This window comes from Psychrobacillus sp. PGGUH221 (genome assembly GCF_042055255.1).
In the GTDB taxonomy this organism is placed as follows: domain Bacteria; phylum Bacillota; class Bacilli; order Bacillales_A; family Planococcaceae; genus Psychrobacillus.
Window position 1 is genome coordinate 128,841 of sequence record NZ_JAQMHQ010000009.1, and the last position, 13,894, is coordinate 142,734.

Here is a 13,894-nt window from a genome sequence, read left to right on the forward strand (position 1 = left end):
GACTTTGTACGTAATACAAATAGTGAGTTGTACTAAAAGTGAGGAAAAAGTATTTAGCTTCTGAGGTTAGCATATCTTTAAAGAGTACTACAGTGGAATAGGCTACATGTGAAAAAAATTATTATTCACACTTAGGAGCGGAAGGCGGTGGTTCTAGCAGGAAAAGTGGAACACCGATTATGCATTATAATAAAAAAAAATACTCTAAAACGTTGTTAACACAACATCTTAGAGTGATTTGAAAAAGCTAAAATACGCCCTCGGAGGGAATCGAACCCCCATCCCAAGAACCGGAATCTTGTGTCATATCCATTAAACTACGAGGGCAAGCGACCTTTCTATTATACAAATGGAATGCAAATAATTCAAGCTATCATTTCAATGCTTAATATTTGACCTTCCTTGACCTTAATGTGTATGATAAAGTTACAGCTGAGGGAACTTTTCTCAGTAATCAAATAATCAAACCACCTTTGAAGGAGGCAATCAGGATGAATTTAATTCCTACAGTTATTGAACAAACAAATCGTGGAGAACGTGCATATGACATCTACTCCCGATTATTAAAAGACCGTATTATTATGCTTGGAAGCGGTATCGATGATAACGTGGCTAACTCCATTGTTGCCCAACTATTATTCTTAGAAGCAGAAGATCCAGATAAAGATATTTCCATCTATATTAATAGCCCAGGCGGAAGTATTACAGCTGGTATGGCCATCTATGATACAATGCAGTTCATCAAACCAGATGTACAAACAATCTGCATCGGTATGGCTGCTTCCATGGGTGCTTTCCTTCTTACAGCCGGAGCAAAAGGAAAACGCTATGCACTTCCTAACGCAGAAGTAATGATTCACCAACCACTTGGTGGCGCTCAAGGGCAAGCAACGGAAATTGAAATTGCTGCTAAACGCATTTTATTTTTACGTGATAAATTAAATAACATTATTTCTGAACGCACTGGTCAACCTATTGAAGTAATCGCTAGAGACACAGATCGTGATAATTTCATGACTGCTGAACGTGCAAAAGAATATGGTTTAATCGACCATATTATCGACCGTAGCGAAATGAAAAAAGCATAATTAGAAAATCTTAAGTGATTAAGAATCATAAAAGAGTGGAGGGAAATGACTTTGGTCAACCCCTCCACTCTTTTTTATAGATTACGATGTGTGAAACATCTCATTGGCCAGAAAACCTTTTATGTGGACAGAAAATGTTTTATACGGTCAGTAATTCTTTTATCCAGACACATTTATAACTATCCGGTCAGAAATAACTTTATCCGGTCACAAACATTGTAAGCCCATGTAAAGAACCCTTAGCATATCCACTATAATAAAAAGCCTAAATAAAAAGACCGCCTTTTCGTCTAAGCTGACTAGTTGGGCGCTCTCTTTTTTAATTTTCATGAGAAATAAATTTTGCTAATGCCTCTACTGCTTCTTCCTCGTCCGAACCATCTGCACTCAATGTTACGGTGATTCCTTTACTGATAGCTAGGCTCATAATTCCCATGATACTTTTTGCATTTACTTTCTTCGCATCTTTTTCTAAATAAACATCTGCAATATAACGATTAGCCTCTTGGACAAATAAAGCTGCCTGTCTCGCTTGTAGTCCGGCTGGTAATTTGACTTCGACTTGTTTTTCTGTCATTTTTCTACGCTCCATTTCCCTAAATTGTCTCGCCTCTACGAAGTGCGTCTGCAATTTCATCTATTTTACGCAAACGATGATTTATTCCTGATTTACTCACATTTCCAGTGGAAACCATTTCACCTAATTCTTTCAATGTAACATCTTGGTATTCAACACGCAACCTTGCAATCTCTCTTAATTTATCAGGTAATTGATCTAATCCAATTGTATTTTCAATAAATCGGATGTTTTCTACTTGTCTAATTGCAGCACTGATTGTTTTATTGAGGTTAGCTGTTTCGCAGTTAACTAAACGATTTACACTGTTTCGCATATCTCGGATGATGCGTACATCCTCAAATTTTAACAATGCATTATGTGCACCAGCAATGCTAAAGAAATCAGATATTTTTTCTGCTTCCTTTAAATAAGCAATATAGCCTTTTTTCCGTTCAATTGTTTTTGCATTAAGCTCAAATTCATTCATTAGTTCGACTAACGCATCACTATGTGTTTTATATAATGAATAAATCTCCAAATGATAAGAAGACGTTTCTGGATTGTTAACAGAACCACCAGCTAAGAAAGCTCCTCTAAGATAAGCTCGCTTACAGCAATTCTTTTTAACCAGTTCCTTTGAAATAGAATACTCAAATTGAAAATTCTCTTTCAAAATTTTTAAGTCCTCTAGTAAGTTCTTTGCCCCTTCACGGACACGACATATATATACATTGTTCTTTTTCAATCTCATTTTTTTTCGAACAAGTAATTCTACTTGATAGGGATATAATGATTTTATCAATGTATACAGTCTTCGAGCAATTGCTGCGTTTTCAGTTTGAACGTCCAAACTTAGCATTTTATTGCTAAACGATAAAGAACCGTTCATTCGAATAAGCGCAGAAAGTTCAGCCTTTGAACAACAAGGCTTTGACTCTTCCTGGGTCATTTCTTTTTTTGTTTCAGAAGCAAACGACATAACCGTTTCCCCCTTTCTTGCTAGTGAATTATTGGTGGTGATTTTAGATTAACCAGCATATTCTACTAGCCATTTTGCTACTTCCATCGCATCATGACGAACTGCTCCATCATACACAACTGAAATATCTTTTTTTACGATGTCTATGTCTAATGTTTCTAACTTTTCTACATCTATTTTCACTGGTGATGCTTTTTCTTGCTTATATAAAAACTGTACATTTTCAGGAATTTCTTCCTTGCTAATTAATACAGTATCTAAAAAATTTTCTCCTACATGATCAATAAGTGCTTGCACGTGATCAGAAGCCGAATAATTACTCGTTTCCCCTGCCTGCGTCATCAAATTGCAAATGTATACTTTCTTTGCTTTAGATTGAATAATTGCATTCTTTATATCCTTTACTAATAAATTAGGAAGAATACTTGTATATAAACTACCGGGTCCTATAGCAATGATATCTGCCTCTAAAATAATTTTAATTGTTTCCGGTAACGGTTTCACCTCGGAAGGTGTAATAAATACTCTTTCAATCTTATGTCCATAATGAGGAATTTTAGATTCCCCACTAATGATGGTTTTATCTTCAAATTCTGCATGAAGTGTAACAATTTGATTGGCAGCTGGAAGAACTTTGCCGTGTACTTTTAAAACATGACTCATTTCTCGAATAGCATTTGCAAAGTCTCCTGTAATGGATGTTAAGGCCGCAAGCATTAAGTTCCCTAACGAATGACCTTCTAATTCGCTTGAGTCGGAAAAACGATACTGAAACATTTCCTCTACTAATGGTTCTACATCTGAAAGTGCAGCTAATACATTTCGAACATCACCGGGTGGTGGAATATCATAATTATCCCGTAAGCGCCCAGAACTTCCTCCATCATCTGCCACTGTGACAATTGCAGTAATATCGAGCGGGAATTTCTTCAAACCACGAAGTAAAGTAGATAATCCCGTACCGCCACCAATAATTGCTATTTTCTTTTTTTGGTGTTTCGTACGATCCATTACTTCATTCCTTTCTTATTGTAACGTCTCTATGCGTTATGATTGTTTTGTCATCTGCTTTTAAAAGTTTCCCAAAATATTCAGCAAGAGTTACGGAGCGATGCTGTCCTCCAGTACATCCGAAAGCAATTACAAGCTGGGTTTTGCCTTCTCGTTTATATTGGGGAATCATGAATTGAAACAAATCTGTCAACTTTTCAATCAACGTTTTTGTATCTACCCACTTTAGTACGTAACCAGATACTTCTTCATCTAGTCCCGATTTTAAACGCAACTCTTCAATATAGTATGGATTTGGTAAAAAACGTACATCAAATACTAAATCCGCATCGATAGGAAGCCCATGTTTAAAGCCAAATGACATAACATTGACTGTAAAAACATTGCTTCCTTTTGGTGAGAATTCATCTTGTATTTTTTCACGTAGCTCTCGTGGTTTCATTTTTGAAGTATTATAAATGAATTGTGCTCTTCCTTTTAAATCAGAAAGTAATTCTCTTTCTTTTTTAATTCCATCTAAAGGAAGCCCAGAGTTCGCTAGAGGATGAGATCTTCTCGTTTCTTTATATCTTCTAACTAATACTTCATCTTGCGCATCTAAAAATAATACTTTCGGAGTTACAGACGTTGCTTCTTGTAAGCTGTTAATCGAATCAGCTAAAGTATTAAACATTTCTCCCCCACGCAAATCCATCACGGCAGCAATATTGCGAGGCTGTTTATTCGAATCCATCATTAGATTAATGAATGTGCCTAAAAGTTCAGGAGGTAAATTATCGATACAATAATAGCCAAGATCCTCAAAGCTTTGAATTGCTACTGTCTTCCCCGCTCCAGACATACCAGTAATTATAACTACTTCTGTTTCAAGCTTTTGTTGACTATCCATTATTTACTTCTCCCTCCGATGATTGCTGAATCGTTTCTTTTAGTAGGGTAAATTCTGGCGTGTACACAAATGTTCCATATTGAACTCCGTGTTCTTTAACAGCAAAAAGTAGATTTGTACGATCTCCTTCCGCCATAGGCAAGTCTTGTAAATCTTCTACTGGATGCCATTCGAGAACACCTTCTTTTGTTTCTTTATAGGGTGTTCCTTCTAAGTCTCTTGCAATAAAGGTGAAGAGCATCCATTCATCGATTTGTTCTCCATCCTCTTCAATCACCATTGTATAAATACCTTTTAAATGTGGATGGATTGGAGTAGTATTCGTTTCTTCTGTATACTCTCGGACGGCGGCACTAAGAATGGATTCACCAGGCTCCATTTTACCTCCCGGAGCAACATACCAGTTTCTTCTAGGCTTTTTTAATAAAAGAACTTGCCCATTTTTATATACGAGTAGATTTGCGATTCGTTGCACGTAATAATCACTCCAAACCAATAAATACTTAATTACTTTATATTATACATGAAAAACAAAAAAAGAGGCTGCTTCATCGATTAAAATCGAGAAACAGCCTGTCCAATAATTTCTATATAAAAAGGGGGTCAATTTATATTTCTTACTATACACTTGATGTGTTTCAAGAAGGTTACAAACGAATTAAAATAAGATTAATTTAAATTAAGCATTTGTAACATTCTTATCTTTTAGATTCTCGATATAATGTTGTGCGGACTGAGCAGCGATACTTCCATCTCCTGTTGCCGTGACAATTTGGCGAAGCATTTTTTCACGTACATCCCCTGCTCCGAAAATACCTGGAATAGATGTTTCCATCTTTTCATTTGTCACGATATAGCCATTTTCATTTAAAATCCCTAGATTATTAAATGGTTTCGTTAATGGTAACATTCCTACATAAACAAAAACCCCATCGGTTTCAAATTCTCTTTCAGAACCATCAACAGTCGAAACTAAAGTTACACTTGCTACTTTGCCATCTTTTCCATGAATCTCTTTTAGAGTCGTATTCCAAATAAAATCAATCTTCTCATTTGCAAAAGCACGATCCTGTAAGATTTTTTGTGCACGTAGCTCATCGCGACGGTGAACTATAGTTACTTTTTCTGCAAATTTCGTTAAAAATGCCCCTTCTTCAACAGCAGAATCTCCCCCGCCTACAACAACTAGGTTTTTCCCTTTAAAGAATGCGCCATCACATACTGCACAATAACTTACTCCACGTCCACCTAGTTCAGTTTCTCCTGGAATTCCCATTTTCTTATATTCAGCACCAGAAGAAATAATTACTGCTAATGCTTTATATTCTTTTCCACTAACTTTAACAGTTTTGTATTCAGTACCATCGATTATTTCTGCAACATCACCGTATGCATACTCTGCTCCGAATTTTTTTGCATGCTCAAACATTTTTGTCGAAAGTTCTGGTCCCAAAATAGTTTCAAAACCTGGATAGTTTTCGACTTCTTCTGTATTCGCCATTTGTCCACCTGGTATTCCACGTTCAATCATTAATGTCGACAGATTTGCGCGTGATGTATAAACTGCAGCAGTCATTCCGGCAGGTCCAGCTCCGATTATTATTACGTCATAAATTTTTTCTTCCGTCATTGCTAATTCCCCCTACAATTCTACTAACACTCAATCTAAAGGAATTCTCAACTTACTTCAACTTTTTTGCTTAAGCATCAAAAAGCGGTAGAAATTGCATTAATTCATTCACATACTTTGTTAGTGTGTTAGTTGTTATTCCATACTGATCAGCATAATACTTTTTTGTCACATTTTTAGAACGTGAAGATTCAAACATATATTCCGTTGCAGCTGCCAACGCTTTAGGGTTTTTAAACCCATAACCTTTTTCAAGAGCTCGTTCAACTAACACGAACCACATTTGAAATATGTACGTAGCAGTCTGAGTAAGAGGTTTATATTTTTCATACAATAAATCAGTTGCCGCAATCGCTCGCATAAATGCTTTTTCAGCAACCGATTTTTCATCAAAAGAATGTCCTAATGATTGTGCCAAGAACAATTTTTCCATCGTCGTCAATTCTTCTACTTTAATCCATTGGGGATGAGATATTATTTCTTGGCGATGCTTTGATTTTCCCAGTAGATAAAAACCAAAAATGCGTTCACTTACATGTTTATTTTGAAGTTTTTCCAAAATAAACTCTCTTTGATGTTCTGAACCATCACTATTTATATCCTTCATCTGAGGCAACCAAGGTTCAAATCCTGCTTTTTCTGGATCTAACTTTAGCAAGGCTTTCCATGCATTTCGGGCAACTTCCTCATGTCCAGCAAAATATGCAGAATGAGAAAGCCAAAAATAAAACCCAGGATCTCCTTCGAACCCCTTACGCTGTAAACTTCTTAACCATTTATAAGCTTCGTCATACTTTCCAATTAACGCAAAAGTAGCCCCTAGCTTATATCGATGCTCCACAAAATAAGGATTTATTTTCGAAAGAATACTTGTAATTCCTTCTAATTCCTCCGTATTTTTTTCATAATAATGGATGACTGCCAAGTTACAAAGCGCATGAATATTCCCTCTATTTTCAGTTAATACCTGATGGAGCAAAGCTTTTGCTTGTTCCTCTTCCCCAATATAAAAATAAGCTAATGCTAAATTATTATACGCTGCCCAAAACTCTGGATTATCGGTAATAATCGATTCAAGTAATTCTACCGCTTCATTAAACTTTCCTTCTTCCATCAATCGGCGGGATTTTTCTTGTTGAAAAAGTGCTTCACTAGAAGGACTGTCGACATCTAGTAGGTCTAAGTTATCTTGTTCCGTAAAATCCACAATCTCCATTGCTTCTTCTGTATATTCACCTTGAATATCCATTTCTAAATATTCTCTAGCAAAACGATTTGCATCCACAAAGTTTCCTAAATGGGCATTTACTTCTGCAAGGAGGAAGACAATTTCTGGCTCCGTTGGGTTAAGTACATTAGCTTCTCTTAAAAGTTCATGTGCCTTATCGAAATTATCTAATTCCATTTGTAGTATTGCGTATTGCAATAATATAGATGCGTCATTTGGACTTAACTCAACTGCTCTTTTTAAATATTTATGTGCTTTATTATATTGTTCTTTTTGAAGTTCACCTAATGCTTTTTTATAGTAGTAATCGCCAGTTGGCAAAAACGAAATAATATTTTCTTTTAAATCCTTTTTACGTTTTTTATTCAAGATAATCCTCCGAAAAATAATAAGGAACGTATATAACGTCCCTTATTAGTATATCCCTCAGTATATCATAAACATCTATTATTTATGTGTTTTATATTAATTACAAAAACTACTACTTGATGAATTTCGTAGATATTATCATAAGCGTCATCCCGGTCATGATTTACCTGGTGTGAACCAGAACCTGCACTAGAAGCGAATGGAATGTTTAGTTCATGAGCTAACATCTATGTGAACGTAACGAAGAATGTGAGCGTTTGTTAACAGTCTGGTTACTTTTGTTTTTTACTCTCATGTCTCTTCTGAAGCACTTGCAGTAAATCGTAAAAGCTCACTTTTTGGTTTTGTAATAAAACAAGTAAATGATAAAGAAGATCTGCTGCTTCCCACTTCAATTCCTCTGCATCATTGTTTTTGGACGCAATGATGACTTCCGAAGATTCTTCTCCAACCTTTTTACAAATTTTATCTACGCCTTTTTCAAATAAATAAGTAGTATATGCACCCTCTGGCATCGTTTGTTCTCTTTCTGCTATGATATCGATTAAGGATGTAATGACATTGTATCCAACCGTATCGTCCAGTTTTTCTAAAGTATTATGGAAGCAAGTATTTTCTCCAGTATGACAAGCAGGACCATTAGGCAACACTTCTACTACTAAAGCATCTGAATCGCAATCCGAACGAATAGAAACAACTTGTTGCGTATTACCGGAAGTTTCCCCTTTATGCCATAATTCTTGTCTACTTCTACTAAAGAACCAAGTTTCCTTTGTTTCCACTGTTTTTGAATATGCCTCTTCATTCATATAAGCAAGGGTTAAAACTTCTCTTGTAATAGCATGTTGAACAATAACTGGAATAAGACCCTTTTCATCAAATGTTAAGTTTGTCATTTTATATCTACTCCTCTTTCACGAACGTAGTTTTTTACTTCTCGTACACTAGTTTCTTTAAAATGAAAGATGGAAGCTGCTAGTGCAGCATCAGCATTTGCTTCTTTAAACGCTGCTAATATATGTTCCACATTCCCAGCTCCACCGCTAGCAATGACAGGAATCGATACAGCATCCTTCACAAGCTTTGTGATGGCAATATCATATCCATCCTTTTCTCCATCACGATCCATACTCGTAAGTAAAATCTCTCCAGCACCACGTTTTTCTACTTCTTTGGCCCAGTCTACTGCGTTCCAATCTGTTTTCTGTTGACCCCCGTGAGTGTATACAAACCACTCTTGTTCGGCATCAGACCATTTAACATCGATCGCTACAATGATTTTATTGGAACCAAATGTTTTTGCCCCCTCTGTAATTACAGATGGATTGCTAATTGCAGCAGAGTTAATGGAAATTTTACTTGCTCCAGCCTCTACTAATTGCTTCATATTTTCTACCGTTCTTATTCCCCCTCCAACAATTAAGGGAATAGAAATTTGAGAAGCCGTGTTTTTCACGACATCAATCATTGTTTCGCGTCCTTCAACTGAAGCAGAAATATCTAAAAATACTAGCTCATCTGCCCCTTCCTTATCATAAAAAGCTGCTAGCTCTACAGGATCTCCTGCATCTCTTAATTGAACAAATTGAATGCCTTTGACAACTCGTCCATCTTTCACATCTAGACAAGGAATAATTTTCTTTACCACTTTGTAACCTCCTGCAATGCTTCCGTTAGAGTAAAGCGATTATTGTATAACGCTTTACCTGTAATGACCCCGCTCACGGTTGTATCTTTTGCAAGTATTGCGACTTCTCCAAGATCTTTAAGCGAACTTATACCTCCTGAAACAATTACTGAAAGACCTGTTGCCTGTGCAAGCTCTTTGTTTGCAGCTAAATTTGGTCCTAGAAGTGTTCCATCTGTTGCAATATCAGTGAAAATAACATGTTTAGCCCCTTTAGAAGCAAAATACTGTCCTACTTCCACAGCAGATTTAGAAGAGGTTTCTAGCCATCCGTGTGTTGCTACCATTCCATCTTTTGCATCTAAGCCTATTACAATTCTGTCTCCACCGAATTCTTCCAGTAATTCCGCTACTAGTTCAGGTTGTGCAATCGCTAGACTACCAATAATGACACGGTTAACCCCATTTTCTAAATAAAATTGAACATCCTCTTTCGATCGAATCCCTCCGCCAATTTGAACACTCACAGGGAGTTCTTTTGCAATCCGAATGACTTCATTAGCATGTATCTTTTCGCCATCCTTCGCACCATCTAAATCTACCAAATGAATCCAGCTTGCTCCTTCGTCTGCAAACTTTTTAGCCATATCGAATGGAGAATCTCCATATATAGTTTCTTGCTCATAATCCCCTTGATATAAGCGGACACATTTTCCGCCTTTCATATCAATCGCTGGGTACACTTGAATGGATGTCATGCTCATATCTCCTTTTTAGGCGCCTTGCGCTATTCTTATGTAAGTAATCCTTTTGTGGAAGGAACGCCTTTTACACGCTCATCCTTTGTGATTGCGTCGTCAATGGCACGAGCTAGTGCTTTAAAGATTGCTTCAATCATATGATGAGTATTTGCACCATAGTGGACAATGACATGGACATTCATACGTGCTTCCAATGCAAACTTCCATAAGAACTCATGCACAAGCTCTGTATCAAAATTCCCGACTTTTTGTGTTGGGAATTGTGCACGGAATTCTAAATGTGGACGGTTGGAGATATCTATTACTACTTGTGCCAAAGCATCATCCATTGGAACAAAAGCATTTCCGTATCGTTTAATACCTCTTTTATCACCTAATGCTTCTTTAACCGCCTGGCCCAGTACAATTCCAATATCTTCTGTCGTATGGTGATCATCAATATGCGTATCGCCAATCGCTTTTATAGTTGTATTGAATAGCCCGTGTTTTGTAAACAAATCAAGCATATGATCCATAAAAGGAACACCAGTATCAATTACTGCTTTTCCTTCTCCATCTAAATCTATTTCAACAAAAACTTTTGTTTCATTCGTCATTCGCTCAATTTTAGCAATTCTATCATTCGTCAATTTGAATCCCCCTTTTTCCAACTTCTTGATTCTACCGATCGTGCATGACCTTCCAATTGCTCCAGTCTTGCTAAACGAGCAATTTTAGGGTATTGCTCCTGCCACATTTCCTCTGTATAATATACAACGCTTGTTTTCTTAATAAAATCATCTACGCAAAGCCCACTAGAGAATCTCGCAGTACTATTAGTAGGAAGTACATGGTTCGTTCCAGCAAAATAATCACCAACTGGCTCACTACTAAATCTTCCAACAAATATAGCACCAGCATGCTTAATTTGGTCACTTATATCTTCTGGATGTTGCGTCATTATTTCTAAATGCTCCGGAGCAAGCTCGTTAACAGCGTCTACCGCCTGTGCCAATGATTCTGCAATATAAATACGACCAAAATTTTCGATAGACGCTCTCGCAATTTCTTCTCGAGGTAATTGTTTTAACTGTATTTCTACTTCATCCGCCACTTCTCTTGCAAGTTTTTCACTCGTTGTAACTAAAACCGCACTGGCAAATCGGTCATGCTCCGCTTGTGCTAACAAATCAGAAGCTACTTCATCTGCAAAAGCTGTCTCATCGGCAATAATCGCTATTTCACTCGGGCCAGCAATCATATCAATCGCTACTTTTCCGAATACTTCTCTTTTTGCAAGTGCAACATAACTGTTCCCTGGGCCAGTAATTTTATCTACTGCTTGGATGCTTTCCGTTCCATATGCTAGAGCAGCAATCGCTTGAGCTCCACCGACTTTATATATTTCCGTTATCCCAGCTATCTTTGCAGCAACTAGTACAGAAGCAGGAAGCTTCCCTTCTTTTGATGGCGGTGAAACGATTACCACTCGTTTGACTCCTGCAACAATCGCTGGTATCGCATTCATTAAAACAGATGATGGATAAGCAGCAGTTCCACCAGGTACATATAATCCAACTGCATCTAATGGTGTGATTTTATATTGTATATAAGATTTCTTCTCCAATGGAAAGTCAATATTTTGACGGACTTGTTGCAAATGGAAGGCACGAATATTTACTGCTGCTTCCTCTAAATCTGTTATTAACTGCGAATCAAAACTAGCAAACGCTTTCTCAACCTCTTCTTCAGTTACTCTTAGGCTCGTAAGCTTTGCCCCGTCCCATTTCTCGGTATAGTTAAATAGAGCTTTGTCTCCATTTTTTCGGACCTGTTCAATTACTTCACGAACTGTAGTTACATGATCTGCATTCGCCTGTTCCACTGATCGTTGTAGCGAAATTGTATTCGAAAGCTTTGCTATTTGCATAACATTCCCTACCTTTTATTTAATTCATTTTTTAATTGTGCAACGAACTCTTTAATTCTTTCCCGTTTTACTCGATAGCTAACGGGATTAACAATTAATCGAGAAGAGATGTCGACAATTTTTTCATATTCTACGAGTCCATTTTCTTTTAACGTTTGACCAGTAGATACTATATCCACAATTCGATCTGCTAAACCTATCATTGGAGCTAACTCAATAGAACCATTAAGCTCAATAATTTCCACTTGCTCCCCTTTTTCTTTATAAAAGTTCGTTGCTATAGTTGGGTATTTCGTGGCTACTCTCGGAGCAATCTCGTTCATATGAGTGCTAGGAAGTCCTGCAGTTGCTATATAGCAATTACTTATATATAAATCAAGCAATTCGTGGACATCTCGTTGTTGTTCTAATAGTACATCTTTTCCAGCAATTCCGATGTCTGCAACCCCATGCTCCACATAAACCGGAACATCCATTGGTTTTGCTAATATAAATTTTATATTTTCCTTAGGCGCTTCTACGATCAACTTTCTAGAATCATTTATTTCTTTTGGTAAATCGAATCCTGCTTCTACAAATAATTTATATGCTTCTTCAAATATGCGTCCTTTTGGCATTGCAATTGTTAAATCATTCACGTAAAGAACCACCTTCTGAGACAGTAATAACATCATCAAATGTCTTTTTATAGGCATCTATATCATTTACACTTGCCATATATTGAAGCGTTACTCTTTCTGCTTTTTTTCTTCGTTCTTCTGCAAGTTCACTAGCTTTTCTATAAAGTCCCTCTTGAAATAAGATCAAAGTATGCTTTTCTTTTAACTCATTTCTAGGCAGTACCTCTAAAAGCCTGTCTACTCTAATTCCAAACCCAGTAGCACCAACTTTTTCATTAAAAAGATTAAATAATGCATCGTATCTTCCACCATTACCAATAGGAAAGCCACTTCCTGCAGCATGAATCTCAAAAAGCATACCCGTGTAATAACTCATGTGACTTGCTAGTGTAAAATCAAAGGATGCAATGGAAGTATCACATAATTGTAACTCTAGTAAATCTCGAAGTTGATCTACTTGATCCATCAAGTACTGTTGATCATTTGTTAAAAATTGTCGAAACTCCTCTAATGCTTTAGATTCGACCGTATACTCAATCAAGTTCGTAAGATTCACTTTTTGTATTTGTTGTAACTCTAGCTCCTCTAACTTTTGTTCAAAGCCTACAAAATTCTTTTCAACTAATAGTTGTCGCAAGGAATCTACTTGTTTGTCTGTTTGAGTATTATTCCTTAAAATTGCAGTTAACAATCCTGCGTGTCCAATAGTAATACGAAAGCTCTCCACACCAAGTTCTTTCACAAGTTCAACTGCTGTATGTATGATTTCGCTATCTCCATATGCACTAAAATCACCGATTAACTCAAGCCCTAATTGTTCAAATTCTGCAGGTCTACCACCTTCTCTTTGTTGAGCGCGAAATACATTAGCATAGTAAGCCAATCGTAATGGATTTTTTTCCTTTAATAGTTTAGCAGCCGCGATTCTCGCAATCGGAGTCGTCATATCTGGCCGTAATACAAGCATTTCCCCTTGATTGTCTACTAATTTAAAAAGAGAGGATTCATCAATGGCAGATGCTCTTCCTATCGTCTCAAAATACTCCACTGATGGCGTTTTTATAAAGTCATATCCTTTGTTTCGTATAAAATCTCTCGCAGTTGACCGTATATATTCTTTTTGTTCATTCACTTCAGGAAATGAGTCTCTCATCCCTAAAGGTTTCTCAAACATTTGAATTTTACTCATGTAGTTCACTCCTAAATTCACTTTAATACACTAGA

The 13,894-nt window shown here is 36.7% G+C and carries 15 protein-coding genes and 1 tRNA gene; 1 reads left to right on the forward strand and 15 read right to left on the reverse strand.

The window, feature by feature from the left end; translation table 11 throughout:
• Nucleotides 1–255: 255 nt before the first annotated feature.
• A tRNA-Arg gene (locus tag PGC35_RS15880) sits at nucleotides 256–327 on the reverse strand.
• Between the two features lie 164 nt (nucleotides 328–491).
• On the opposite strand from PGC35_RS15880, the gene clpP reads away from it, so the two are divergent.
• Nucleotides 492–1,088 carry an ATP-dependent Clp endopeptidase proteolytic subunit ClpP gene (gene clpP, locus PGC35_RS15885; protein ID WP_053588428.1) on the forward strand — a complete coding sequence of 199 codons (597 nt, stop codon included), beginning with the start codon at nucleotides 492–494 and terminating at the stop codon, nucleotides 1,086–1,088.
• Between the two features lie 319 nt (nucleotides 1,089–1,407).
• Here the strand turns inward: clpP and PGC35_RS15890 are convergent, their stop codons facing one another.
• The 14 genes from PGC35_RS15890 to PGC35_RS15955 all read right to left on the reverse strand — a co-directional run bounded on the left by PGC35_RS15890 (nucleotide 1,408) and on the right by PGC35_RS15955 (nucleotide 13,859).
• Nucleotides 1,408–1,665, reverse strand: a complete 258-nt coding sequence (locus PGC35_RS15890) for an HPr family phosphocarrier protein (protein WP_053588427.1) — start codon at nucleotides 1,663–1,665, stop codon at nucleotides 1,408–1,410.
• 19 nt (nucleotides 1,666–1,684) lie between these two features.
• Nucleotides 1,685–2,626 carry a DNA-binding protein WhiA gene (gene whiA / locus PGC35_RS15895; protein ID WP_053588426.1) on the reverse strand — a complete coding sequence of 314 codons (942 nt, stop codon included), beginning with the start codon at nucleotides 2,624–2,626 and terminating at the stop codon, nucleotides 1,685–1,687.
• A gap of 48 nt (nucleotides 2,627–2,674) precedes the next feature.
• A complete protein-coding gene (locus tag PGC35_RS15900) occupies nucleotides 2,675–3,637 on the reverse strand; it encodes a gluconeogenesis factor YvcK family protein (RefSeq protein ID WP_375219877.1) in 963 nt (320 codons plus the stop codon).
• Nucleotides 3,638–3,641: 4 nt separating this feature from the next.
• Nucleotides 3,642–4,526, reverse strand: coding sequence for an RNase adapter RapZ (gene rapZ, locus PGC35_RS15905; protein WP_053588424.1), 885 nt, complete (start codon nucleotides 4,524–4,526; stop codon nucleotides 3,642–3,644).
• Nucleotides 4,519–5,001 (reverse strand): 8-oxo-dGTP diphosphatase, encoded by a 483-nt coding sequence (locus PGC35_RS15910; RefSeq protein WP_375219878.1) that lies wholly within the window; start codon nucleotides 4,999–5,001, stop codon nucleotides 4,519–4,521. Before PGC35_RS15910 ends, rapZ begins: the two co-directional genes overlap by 8 nt.
• Before the next feature lie 204 nt (nucleotides 5,002–5,205).
• Complete coding sequence (trxB, locus tag PGC35_RS15915) at nucleotides 5,206–6,156, reverse strand: thioredoxin-disulfide reductase (protein WP_053588422.1); 951 nt, start codon at nucleotides 6,154–6,156, stop codon at nucleotides 5,206–5,208.
• A gap of 70 nt (nucleotides 6,157–6,226) precedes the next feature.
• Entirely contained in the window at nucleotides 6,227–7,753 is a 1,527-nt protein-coding gene (locus PGC35_RS15920) for a tetratricopeptide repeat protein (RefSeq protein WP_375219879.1), read from the reverse strand.
• Nucleotides 7,754–8,025: 272 nt separating this feature from the next.
• A complete protein-coding gene (gene hisIE / locus PGC35_RS15925; protein WP_053588420.1) occupies nucleotides 8,026–8,649 on the reverse strand; it encodes a bifunctional phosphoribosyl-AMP cyclohydrolase/phosphoribosyl-ATP diphosphatase HisIE in 624 nt (207 codons plus the stop codon).
• A complete protein-coding gene (gene hisF / locus PGC35_RS15930) occupies nucleotides 8,646–9,401 on the reverse strand; it encodes an imidazole glycerol phosphate synthase subunit HisF (RefSeq protein ID WP_375219880.1) in 756 nt (251 codons plus the stop codon). The genes hisIE and hisF overlap by 4 nt, the downstream gene beginning before the upstream one ends.
• Nucleotides 9,395–10,138, reverse strand: a complete 744-nt coding sequence (hisA, locus tag PGC35_RS15935; protein WP_375219881.1) for a 1-(5-phosphoribosyl)-5-[(5-phosphoribosylamino)methylideneamino]imidazole-4-carboxamide isomerase — start codon at nucleotides 10,136–10,138, stop codon at nucleotides 9,395–9,397. The genes hisF and hisA overlap by 7 nt, the downstream gene beginning before the upstream one ends.
• 35 nt (nucleotides 10,139–10,173) lie before the next feature.
• Nucleotides 10,174–10,770 carry an imidazoleglycerol-phosphate dehydratase HisB gene (gene hisB / locus PGC35_RS15940; RefSeq protein ID WP_375219882.1) on the reverse strand — a complete coding sequence of 199 codons (597 nt, stop codon included), beginning with the start codon at nucleotides 10,768–10,770 and terminating at the stop codon, nucleotides 10,174–10,176.
• The gene (hisD, locus tag PGC35_RS15945; protein WP_375219883.1) at nucleotides 10,767–12,050 is read right to left on the reverse strand and encodes a histidinol dehydrogenase; all 1,284 of its coding nucleotides are present in this window, start codon (nucleotides 12,048–12,050) and stop codon (nucleotides 10,767–10,769) included. Before hisD ends, hisB begins: the two co-directional genes overlap by 4 nt.
• Nucleotides 12,051–12,058: 8 nt before the next feature.
• Nucleotides 12,059–12,688 (reverse strand): ATP phosphoribosyltransferase, encoded by a 630-nt coding sequence (hisG, locus tag PGC35_RS15950; RefSeq protein WP_053588416.1) that lies wholly within the window; start codon nucleotides 12,686–12,688, stop codon nucleotides 12,059–12,061.
• Entirely contained in the window at nucleotides 12,681–13,859 is a 1,179-nt protein-coding gene (locus PGC35_RS15955) for an ATP phosphoribosyltransferase regulatory subunit (RefSeq protein ID WP_375219884.1), read from the reverse strand. Before PGC35_RS15955 ends, hisG begins: the two co-directional genes overlap by 8 nt.
• Between the last annotated feature and the right edge of the window lie 35 nt (nucleotides 13,860–13,894).

Coding starts and splice junctions, on each gene's coding strand:
- clpP (WP_053588428.1), top strand. CDS start 492: ATGAATTTAATTCCTACAGTTATTGAACAAACAAATCGTGGAGAACGT.
- PGC35_RS15890 (WP_053588427.1), bottom strand. CDS start 1,665: ATGACAGAAAAACAAGTCGAAGTCAAATTACCAGCCGGACTACAAGCG.
- whiA (WP_053588426.1), bottom strand. CDS start 2,626: ATGTCGTTTGCTTCTGAAACAAAAAAAGAAATGACCCAGGAAGAGTCA.
- PGC35_RS15900 (WP_375219877.1), bottom strand. CDS start 3,637: ATGGATCGTACGAAACACCAAAAAAAGAAAATAGCAATTATTGGTGGC.
- rapZ (WP_053588424.1), bottom strand. CDS start 4,526: ATGGATAGTCAACAAAAGCTTGAAACAGAAGTAGTTATAATTACTGGT.
- trxB (WP_053588422.1), bottom strand. CDS start 6,156: ATGACGGAAGAAAAAATTTATGACGTAATAATAATCGGAGCTGGACCT.
- hisIE (WP_053588420.1), bottom strand. CDS start 8,649: ATGACAAACTTAACATTTGATGAAAAGGGTCTTATTCCAGTTATTGTT.
- hisA (WP_375219881.1), bottom strand. CDS start 10,138: ATGACATCCATTCAAGTGTACCCAGCGATTGATATGAAAGGCGGAAAA.
- hisD (WP_375219883.1), bottom strand. CDS start 12,050: ATGCAAATAGCAAAGCTTTCGAATACAATTTCGCTACAACGATCAGTG.
- PGC35_RS15955 (WP_375219884.1), bottom strand. CDS start 13,859: ATGAGTAAAATTCAAATGTTTGAGAAACCTTTAGGGATGAGAGACTCA.